A 9,153-nucleotide genomic window follows, 5' to 3' on the forward strand; every position below is an offset into this window, starting at 1 on the left:
ACCGTGAATATGTCTATTGGTACTTTCTCGCAGGTCATCCGATCTGCGTTGGAATCTACGGACAGGGGAAGAAAAACATGAGGTTCAACAAACGTATTCAGGGAGGACTGCTGGCGACCGCGATGCTGCTCGCCGCGGTGGTCGTCCCCGCGCAGGCCGCAAGCGCCGCCGAGGCCCAGCCGGCCGCCGACGCCGCCACGAACGTGACGCTGTTCGGCATCACCGATTTCCACGGCCACATCGAGAACGGCGGCTACCTCGCCACCGCCTTGAAGGAAACCAAGGCCAAGAACCCGAACACGCTGTTCGTCGGCGCGGGCGATCTGGTCGGCGCCTCCGCGTTCGAGTCCTCGATCGCTGACGACGTCCCGGCCATGGAACAGCTCAAGACCATGGGCCTGGCCGTCACCGCCACCGGCAACCACGAGTTCGACAAGGGCGCCGCCGATCTGGCCGACCGCATCGTCCCGGGCATCGCCCCGGCCAAGTACGTCGTCGCCAACGTGACCGGCGATGTGCTCAAGGACAAGGTGCAGCCGTACGCCATCGAGACCATCGGCGGCAAGAAGGTCGCCTTCATCGGCGGCGTGTTCGGCACGCTCGCCGACTCCGTCTCCCCGGCCGGCATGAAGGGCATCACCGTTACCGATCCGATCGCCGCGGTCAACAAGTACGCCGACGAGCTCTCCGACGGCAACGAGCAGAACGGCGAGGCCGACGCGGTCGTCGCCCTCGTGCACGCCGACGCCAACGATCTGACCGGTCTTGACGCCAACGTGGACGCCGTCCTCGGCGGCCACACGCACGTGTACGAGACCGCCAAGACCAAGTCCGGCGCCCCGATCATCGAGACCGCCAACTACGGCACCCAGTACTCCACCACCGACCTGCAGATCACCGGCACCGGCAAGGACGCGAAGGTGACCGCCACCGCAGAGAAGCACGACGTGTTCGGCGGCGAGAAGGGCGACACCCCGCTCTACCAGTCCGACGAGACCGTGAACAAGATCTACACCGACGCCAAGGCTGCCGCCGACGCCAAGGGCGACGAGCAGCTCGGCACCCTCGCCGAAGGCTCCACCTTCAACCGCGGCGCCAGCAAGCCCGGCGACCTGACCACCCGCGGCAACAACCGTGGTGTGGAATCCACGCTCGGCATCCTCAACGGCAACGCCGCGAAGTGGGCCGCCGACCAGGCCGGCCAGAAGGCCGACATCGGCGTCATCAACGCCGGCGGCCTGCGCGCAGACCTCGACCCGAACAACGACGGCAAGGTCACTCTCAAGGAAGCCCACGACGTGCTGCCCTTCGGCAACTCCAACGCCGTGATCACGCTCACCGGCGCCCAGCTCAAGACCCTGATCGAAGAGCAGTGGCAGCCCGCCAACGCCCAGCGTCCGGTCCTGTGGCTCGGCTTCTCCGACAACGTGAAGTACAACTACAACACCTACAACGCCACCATCGACGGCAAGACCGTGCCGCGCGCCAAGGTCTACGACCTGACCGTCAACGGCAAGGCCGTGCAGCCCACCGACACCTTCAAGATCGCCGGCAACTCCTTCCTGCTCGCAGGCGGCGACAACTTCACCGTGTTCCAGAAGGGCACCGGCTACGTGGACACCGGCTACATCGACTTCGACGGCTTCTCCGACTACCTCAAGGCCAACCCCGGTCTTGAAGCCCCGAAGGCCCGCAACAGCGCCGGCTTCTCCGCCGTCAAGCTCGACGGCAACACCGTGAGCTTCACCGTCAGTGGCCTCGCCTTCACCACAGACGAGCCGCGTCCATGGGGCATCAAGCTCACCGCCAACGGCGTGGACTTCGGCAACATCGGCGACCTCGACTTCACCGGTGAGGAGAAGGGCCCCGGCGCCGGCTCCGTCACCGTGACCAAGACGCTCACCGACGCCGAGAAGGCCACGTTCCTTGAGAACGCCAAGAAGGCCGAGGCCATCGACGGCCAGAGCCTGTCCATCGCCGACGCCTCCGTGGAAACGCTCGCCACCAAGCCGTCCGACCAGCCGCAGCCGCAGCCGACCGAGCCGGCCCTCGCGCTCGCCGACGAGAACAACAACGCCCTCAAGGCCCTCTCCCTGAAGCCGAACGACAAGAAGACCGTGCGCGCCTTCGTCAAGGGCGAGAACGTGGAAGGCACCAAGATCTACTGGCAGTCCTCCGACCCCGAGGTCGTGAGCTTCGCGCCGAAGGACGGACAGTCCGGTGAGAACGGCAAGAGCCGTGCCGCCCAGGCCTCCGTCGCCTACGACGAGCAGACCCTGCTCGCCCACAAGGACGGCAACGCGATCATCACCGTGACCGCCACCGTCAACGGCAAGGACCTGAAGGCCGAACTGCCGGTGGCCGTGCGCGACGGCAAGATCGTCAAGCCCTCGCTTTACTTCACCGACGCCAACGGCAAGAAGATTACCTCGCTCAAGCTCAAGAAGGGCGCCTCCCAGAAGGTGTGGGCCATCGCCGAGGGCAAGAGCGTCGAAGGCAAGCCCGTGCAGTGGAAGTCCTCCGACCCGCAGACCGTGAGCTTCGCCGAGAAGACCGCGCAGAGCGCGCCGAACAACGGCTCCTCCAACGCCGTGGCCTTCAACGCGCAGACCCTGCTCGCCCACAAGGACGGCAAGGCCACGATCACCGTGACCGCCACCATCGACGGCAAGGCCCTGAAGGCCGAACTGCCGGTGACCGTCGGTGAGACCGCCCCGGCCAAGACCGCCCCCACCGCCGGCAAGACTGCCGGCAAGACCGCCGGCAACGGTCTGGCCAAGACCGGCACCGACATGACGCTCCCCGCCGTGTTCATGCTGATCGTCCTCGGTGTGGGCGCCGGCGCCGTGAGCATCGCCCGCAGGCAGCAGCACTGAGCCGCCGCATCCAGGTCCCGTGAAGGCCGGTCGGTCATCATCATCGGCCGGCCTCCACACCACATCCGATAATTGACAACCAATCGCCGAACCGACGGATCCCGCCGGTTCGGCGATTGTGTTTCTCCAGACGTTCTCCGTCAGACGCTGGCCGTCAACGTGGTCCGTGGCGACAGATGCTCGCGGAAGAACGCGATCATCGCGTCGTTGAGCGCGGCGCTGCCGGAATCCCACGTCATCAGCGGATAATCGTGGGGGATGCGTCGGCCGTTGACCGCCCGCAGATCATGCAGCTCATGGTCGCGGTCCATAGCTCGCAGCCGCATCGCCGTGATCAGCGAATCGGATTCCAGGAAATCATCGGTGCTGGTGGACAGCCAGACCGGTGGATAGTCGATTCGTTCCATCAGCGCCGCAGTCCGTTCATACGGCGTTCCGCCCAGCCGTCCGATCAACGGCCGGAACAGCGGACGCAGCTTTTCGAACAATTCGCCGGAATCCGGATACGACGGGTCGAACAGATGGTCGTAGGCCAGCATTCCGGATGTGAAGCCGACCGACCGGAACCGCGCCCCCCGCCCGGGGACGCCCAGCAGCGACGCCATCTCCCGGTTGGTCTCACAGGCGAGCAGGAACGTTCCCAGCAACGCGCCGGCGGAATCGCTGACGAGATACATCTGTTCGGACGACAACTGCCATGCCGCGCCGTTGTGCATCAGCCACTGCAACGCCGTCGACACGTCGGCGAGCATGTCGAGGAAATCCCCGCCGGGCGCCAGCGTGTAGTTCGGGCAGACCACGGCGAATCCGTGTTCGGCGAGCTGGGCGGCGTAGGCGTTCTGGATCTCCTTGAACGAATAGAAGAACGCCCCGCCGTGGATGTTGAAGATGACCGGGATGTCGCCGTCGCCACGCAGATACGCCTCCTTCGGCAGGAATATGTCCAGAAGGTGGGACCTTGTCCCATCCCCGGCGTAGTCGATGTCCGCGAATTTCATCACGGTGCCGGGGACGGCGCTGCGGAAATCAAGTCGCCTGACGTCGCTGAACGCATAACTGGCCCGATGACGTCGGATGTACTCGACGAAATCGCGGTATTCGGCATCGTCGGGCATATCGTCGTCGGCGGGAATGTCCTCGTCAAGATACGTCCACGTTCTGGCGAGACGCTCCTGCAGCGGGGTCAGCCGCCGCCTGCCGTCCGTGGCATACAGGTCTTCGCGGGTGAAGGCGATGCCGTTGACGGAGAACGTCGTCGCCTCCTCGTTTCGATGATTCATCGTTCCGCCCCCTACTTCAGTTCGGCCTTCATGTCCTCAAGCTCCACGCCGTTGGTCTCGGGCAGGAACCTGATGACGAAGAAGAATCCGAGCAGGGCCATCAGGGTGTAGAAGCCGTAGGTCCAGCCGAGTCCGATGCCGTCGCGCATGGGCGGATAGATGGTGGTGATGAGGAAGTTGAACATCCAGTTCGCGGCGGTGGCCACGGCCTCGCCCTTGGCTCGGATGCGGTTGGGGAAGATCTCGCTGATGATGACCCACACGGCCACGTTCGTCGTGGCGCAGCAGACCAGGAAGAACGCATACGTGCAGATGATGGAGATCCACGTCCACGTGATCGACAGGCTCAGCGTGCCGTCGGCGTTGAGCTGCCCCTGGCCGAATCCGATGGCCGTGATGCCGAGGAACACCGTCATCAGCAGCGTTCCGTATTTCATCAGATTGCGGCGTCCCACACGGTCGATGAGCACCATGCCGACCACGGTGGCCACGGCGGCGAGCGTCGCGCGCACGACGGCGATGGTCAGCGACGCCTGCTCGCTGAAGCCGAGCATGTTCCACAGGCTGGAATCGTACAGCATGATGATGTTCTGGCCGTTCGCCTGGGCGAGCAGCACGAAGATGATGGAGATCCAGACCACGCCTTTGAGACCGAAGGTCTTTCCGCGCAGCTCCTTGAAACTGACCTTCCTTTCGTTCTCGTCGCTGTGGAACGACCTGCGGATCTTCTCGATGGTGGAATCCGCGTCGGGGTCGCCGATGACGTCGACCAGGATGTCGCGCGCCTTCCCGACGTCGCCCTTCATGACCAGATACCGCGGTGTCTCCGGCAGGGCGAAGCAGAGGAAGAACATGATGACGCCGGGCAATGCCGTGGTGACGAGCATCCAACGCCATGCGTCGAGGCCCATCCACATGGGCATTTCGGCGCCTCCCGAGATGGCCACGTAGATGTCGTTGACGACCAGGGACGCGATGATGCCGAGGGCGATGGCCATCTGCTGGAAGCTGGTGAAGAACCCGCGTCTCGCGGCCGGCGATATCTCCGAGATGTAGGCCGGGCCGATGGCCGAGGTGAATCCGACGCCGAGGCCACCGACGATGCGGAAGATGATGAACATGGTGAAGTCGGTCGTCAGGCCGGTGACCAGCGAGGCCGCCACGAACAGGACCGCGGCCAGTTCGAGCACGCGGATGCGTCCCATGCGGTCCGCGATCACGCCGGCGAACCATGCGCCGAACACGCAGCCCAGCAGGGCGCTGGACACGGAGAATCCGCTCATCGTGCTGCTGAGCGCGAACCCGGAATCCGGGCTGGCGATGGCGGTGACCGCGCCGTTGATGACCGATGTGTCGTATCCGAACAGGAATCCGCCCACAGCGCCGATGGTGCAGACGGCGATCAGTTTGCCTTTGAGTTTTCCGTCGATTTGGGGTTGAGCATGTTGGCTCATGATGGGCTCCTTTCCCCGATCGATGGACGTCGGTGTCCATCGGTAGGGCCCAATCGTATTGGGCGGACGGATTCCGGTCATCGTTGACGGGACTGTGGACGTGATGCAAATGGATGATTTTGTGATGTATGGTCCCGGCCCGTTTGCCGGCGACGAAACGCCCTTGGAAGAATGGAAGCATGACGAACGACGCCGAATATGCGTCAATGCGGAGCATCCACACCAACGGAGGTGCATATGGATTCCATCATCGAAGATCAACGACGAACGATATTGGCCGTGGATATCGGCGGCACCAAGATCGCCGTCGGATTGATGCTGGCCCGACTTGATGGACACGGCCGTATGCAGGCCATGCCGAGGATGCTTCGTGGCCATTCGATTCCCACCGGGGCCCGGCAGGGCGGCGAAGCGGTGCTGAAGCGTGTGATCGACGCCATGCGGGAATGTCTGGATGCCGGGGACGTGCCATATCCCCTGCTGGGCATAGGCGTCGCGTCGGCCGGCGTGATCGATGGCACGGGATCGGTGCTGTCGGCCACATCGCTGATTCCGGGCTGGACCGGCATGAGGCTACGCGAGGCGATATCAGCGGCTTTCGACCTGCCCGTATCCGTCGTCGGGGATGTGCAGGCGCATGCCCTTGGCGAGGCGTTGTGGGGATGCGGGAGGAGTCTGCGCTCGCTGCTGGTGGCGGCCCTCGGCACCGGCATCGGTGGAGCGCTCATCGTCGGCGGCGAACTGGTGCGCGGCGCTCACGGCGCCTGCGGCCATATCGGCCATATGCCGCATCCCGATGCGAGGGGGATACCCTGTTCCTGCGGACGGTCCGGCCATGTGGAGCCGATAGCCTCCGGCATCGGCATCGCCGACAATTACCGGCGTCTCATGCGGCGGGAAGGCCGGGACGCGCCGCCGGTCGACGGAGGGGAGGTCTCCGCGCTGGCGGCCCGAGGCGACGAAGCGGCGAGGGCGAGCCTCGTTCTGGCCGGCCATGCCATCGGCGACGTCCTCGGCGGATTGGTGAACGCCGTCGACCCCGACGCGGTGGTGTTGTCCGGTTCCGTCGTGAGATCCGGACGATGCTGGATGGATGCCGTGAACGAAGGCATCCGCCGTCAGACGCTTGGCATACTTGAACGGACTCCCGTCCTCGTGGGCACGCTCGGCAGCAAAGCCCCGCTTATCGGCGCCGCTGAGGCGCTGTGTTCCGACCGTTCCAATGAAGCACATACGGAGGAGACCAGTCATGAATCCGCACAATAGCCGAACGGCGAGCCTGATCGAATCATTCCATGGACGTCTCATCGTCAGCTGCCAGGCGTATCCCGGCGAGCCGATGCGCAATCCGGAGACCATGGCGCAGGTCGCCCGTTCGGCGGAGATCGGCGGTGCCGCCGCGATACGCTGCCAGGGACTCGCCGACATCAGCGCCATCAAAGGGCGGGTGAAGGTGCCCGTCATCGGTCTGTGGAAGGAGGGGGAGGACGGCGTCTACATCACGCCGACGCTGCGCCATGCCAGGGCCTGCATCATGGCGGGCGCGGACATCGTGGCGCTCGACGCCACCGACCGTCCGCGGCCGGATGGTCTTACGCTGCGGCAGACCGCACGGGCGCTGAAGGACGACGGCGCGGTACTGATGGCGGACTGTGGATGCATCGAGGACGTCGACAACGCCGTGGATGCGGGATTCGACATCATATCCACCACGTTGTCCGGATACACCGGCGCCCGGGCCCGGACGGAGGGTCCGGACTATGAGTTGTTGTCCCAGATGCTGGAACGCCATCCCGACATCCCCGTGATATGCGAGGGGCGTGTGCATACGCCCGACGACGCCCGGCGCGTCATGGATATGGGGGCGTGGGCGGTCGTCGTCGGCACCGCGATAACCCATCCCATGACGATCACCTCATGGTTCTCCGATGCAGTAAGGTCATGACGGCAACCGAATACGGCGATCAGCGGCGGAGGGTGAACGGCACATGCATTATGTCGAGGGGACGAATCAGGAGCTGTTGACCGCGTCGCCGCAATTCCCCGCCCTGATCATCGCGCATCAGGGATTCGACCGCGCCCGGTTGCACTGGCATGAGGGGTTCGAAGTGGTGTATGTCCGTCGATGCCGCGCCACGGTGGTGCGGGGCAGCCGGCGTTCGATGCATCACGAGGGGGATGTGGTGCTCATCCCTCCCCGCCGCCTCCACAGCATCGATCTGATCGGGGACGACAGGCGGCCGTCCGCGCTGCCTCAGGCGTTGTCCGTCACAATCTCCCCGACGGAGCTGCTGCCCTCGTATCCGTATATCTTCCAGGTGCAGCAGCAGCTGGATTACGACCATATCGGGGCCGATGCCTACCAGCGCCTGTCGGAATGCTGCGAGCGGATGTTCACCGCGCTGATTGGCGGCAAGCAGACCCGGTTCCTTGAGGCGAATTCGTGGTTCTACACCATGCTGACCAGTATCTTCGACTATGCCGGGCCGTCGATCCCCCGAACCGGCAACGAGGAGGAGGACAAATCCATGGCCCGGGACGGGCGCGTCATCCAACGGATCCGCCATTATGTGCAACGCCATTATCGCGAATCGTTGTCCTCCACCGCGACGGCGCAGCGTTTCGGTTATTCCCGGGAGCATTTCTCGCGGATCTTCCGTCGATATTCCGGCGTGACGTTCAAGAACTATGTGACGCGGGTGCGGTTGCTGGTGGCGTGCGACCTGCTCACCAACACGGACATGCCCATCAGCCGGATCGTCCGCGAGGCCGGTTTCCCAAGCCCGCAGACCATGCGCGGGTCGTTCGACCGTGAATTCGGCTGCACGCCCAGCGAATATCGGTCCCGTTCCCGGGAATGATTGTGTTTCGGCCGTCCGTCGGCTTGATTGAGCCGGGCGAACCGTGGTCTGTGGTAGAGAAAAGGCGAAGGACGACGACGTTCAACGGGCCCAAATGAGGCTTCGTCCTTCGTCGATACGGCATTGTGATGTGAAGAACGTTGGAATCGCAACGTTCCTGATTTCGGGTGTCGTGATTTCCCAAGGACGAAACGAGATTTCGTCGAAAAAACGGCGTCGTCCGTCGGGCGCGGCGCCGCCGGGGTATTGTTCCGACGGTCCCGACGGTGAACGGTCCCGACGGTGCGGCCCCGGTCCGACGCCGAGCGCTGTAATCCAATGGAAAAGTGACGGTAATAATCATGCGTACATTTATTAGCAAGTAAGTTTACAAAAAACTTTCCGAATGCGACAAGGAAGGGAGATGATGCTGATATTCCTTTAATTTCAAAGGAAATAAAGGAATATATACCGTATTGACATTGTGGGTTGGATTGGCTTCGGTGTGTTTGCTTCGACATGTGCCGTGTTGTAGACATTTTTATGTTAGGATAATTGACAATTAAAGCCTTATCCAATCAATGATGATTTGACTGGTGCAGATGCCATCGATATCGAGAAAGGATGAGCCTTCGCCAGTTTGTGTGGTGGGGTGTTGAGCCTCGGCGTCGTGGCCGGGGCTTTTGTGTGTGCGGGTATGGAA

At 63.5% G+C, this 9,153-nt stretch carries 6 protein-coding genes; 4 read left to right on the plus strand and 2 right to left on the minus strand.

Features of this window, described 5'->3' with window-relative positions:
- The first annotated feature begins 77 nt into the window (after positions 1-77).
- A complete protein-coding gene (locus DF200_RS06690; RefSeq protein WP_109137509.1) occupies positions 78-2,876 on the plus strand; it encodes a bifunctional metallophosphatase/5'-nucleotidase in 2,799 nt (932 codons plus the stop codon).
- 140 nt (positions 2,877-3,016) lie between these two features.
- On the opposite strand, the gene DF200_RS06695 is transcribed toward DF200_RS06690, so the two are convergent.
- Both DF200_RS06695 and DF200_RS06700 read right to left on the minus strand, forming a co-directional pair.
- Positions 3,017-4,156 carry an alpha/beta hydrolase gene (locus DF200_RS06695; protein ID WP_109137510.1) on the minus strand — a complete coding sequence of 380 codons (1,140 nt, stop codon included), beginning with the start codon at positions 4,154-4,156 and terminating at the stop codon, positions 3,017-3,019.
- An 11-nt stretch (positions 4,157-4,167) separates the two neighbouring features.
- A complete protein-coding gene (locus DF200_RS06700) occupies positions 4,168-5,610 on the minus strand; it encodes a sugar porter family MFS transporter (protein ID WP_109137511.1) in 1,443 nt (480 codons plus the stop codon).
- 237 nt (positions 5,611-5,847) lie between these two features.
- Between DF200_RS06700 and DF200_RS06705 the strand changes: the two genes are divergently transcribed.
- From DF200_RS06705 to DF200_RS06715, 3 genes are read left to right on the plus strand one after another with little or no spacing between them, the layout of a single operon-like run.
- A complete protein-coding gene (locus tag DF200_RS06705) occupies positions 5,848-6,876 on the plus strand; it encodes an ROK family protein (RefSeq protein WP_241520172.1) in 1,029 nt (342 codons plus the stop codon).
- Entirely contained in the window at positions 6,860-7,555 is a 696-nt protein-coding gene (locus tag DF200_RS06710) for an N-acetylmannosamine-6-phosphate 2-epimerase (RefSeq protein ID WP_109137513.1), read from the plus strand. Before DF200_RS06705 ends, DF200_RS06710 begins: the two co-directional genes overlap by 17 nt.
- Positions 7,556-7,598: 43 nt before the next feature.
- On the plus strand, positions 7,599-8,471 hold the full coding sequence (locus DF200_RS06715; protein WP_109137514.1) for an AraC family transcriptional regulator: 873 nt from the start codon (positions 7,599-7,601) through the stop codon (positions 8,469-8,471).
- The last annotated feature ends 682 nt before the right edge of the window (positions 8,472-9,153 follow it).

Source organism: Bifidobacterium catulorum, assembly GCF_003129925.1.
In the GTDB taxonomy this organism is placed as follows: Bacteria; Actinomycetota; Actinomycetes; order Actinomycetales; family Bifidobacteriaceae; genus Galliscardovia; species Galliscardovia catulorum.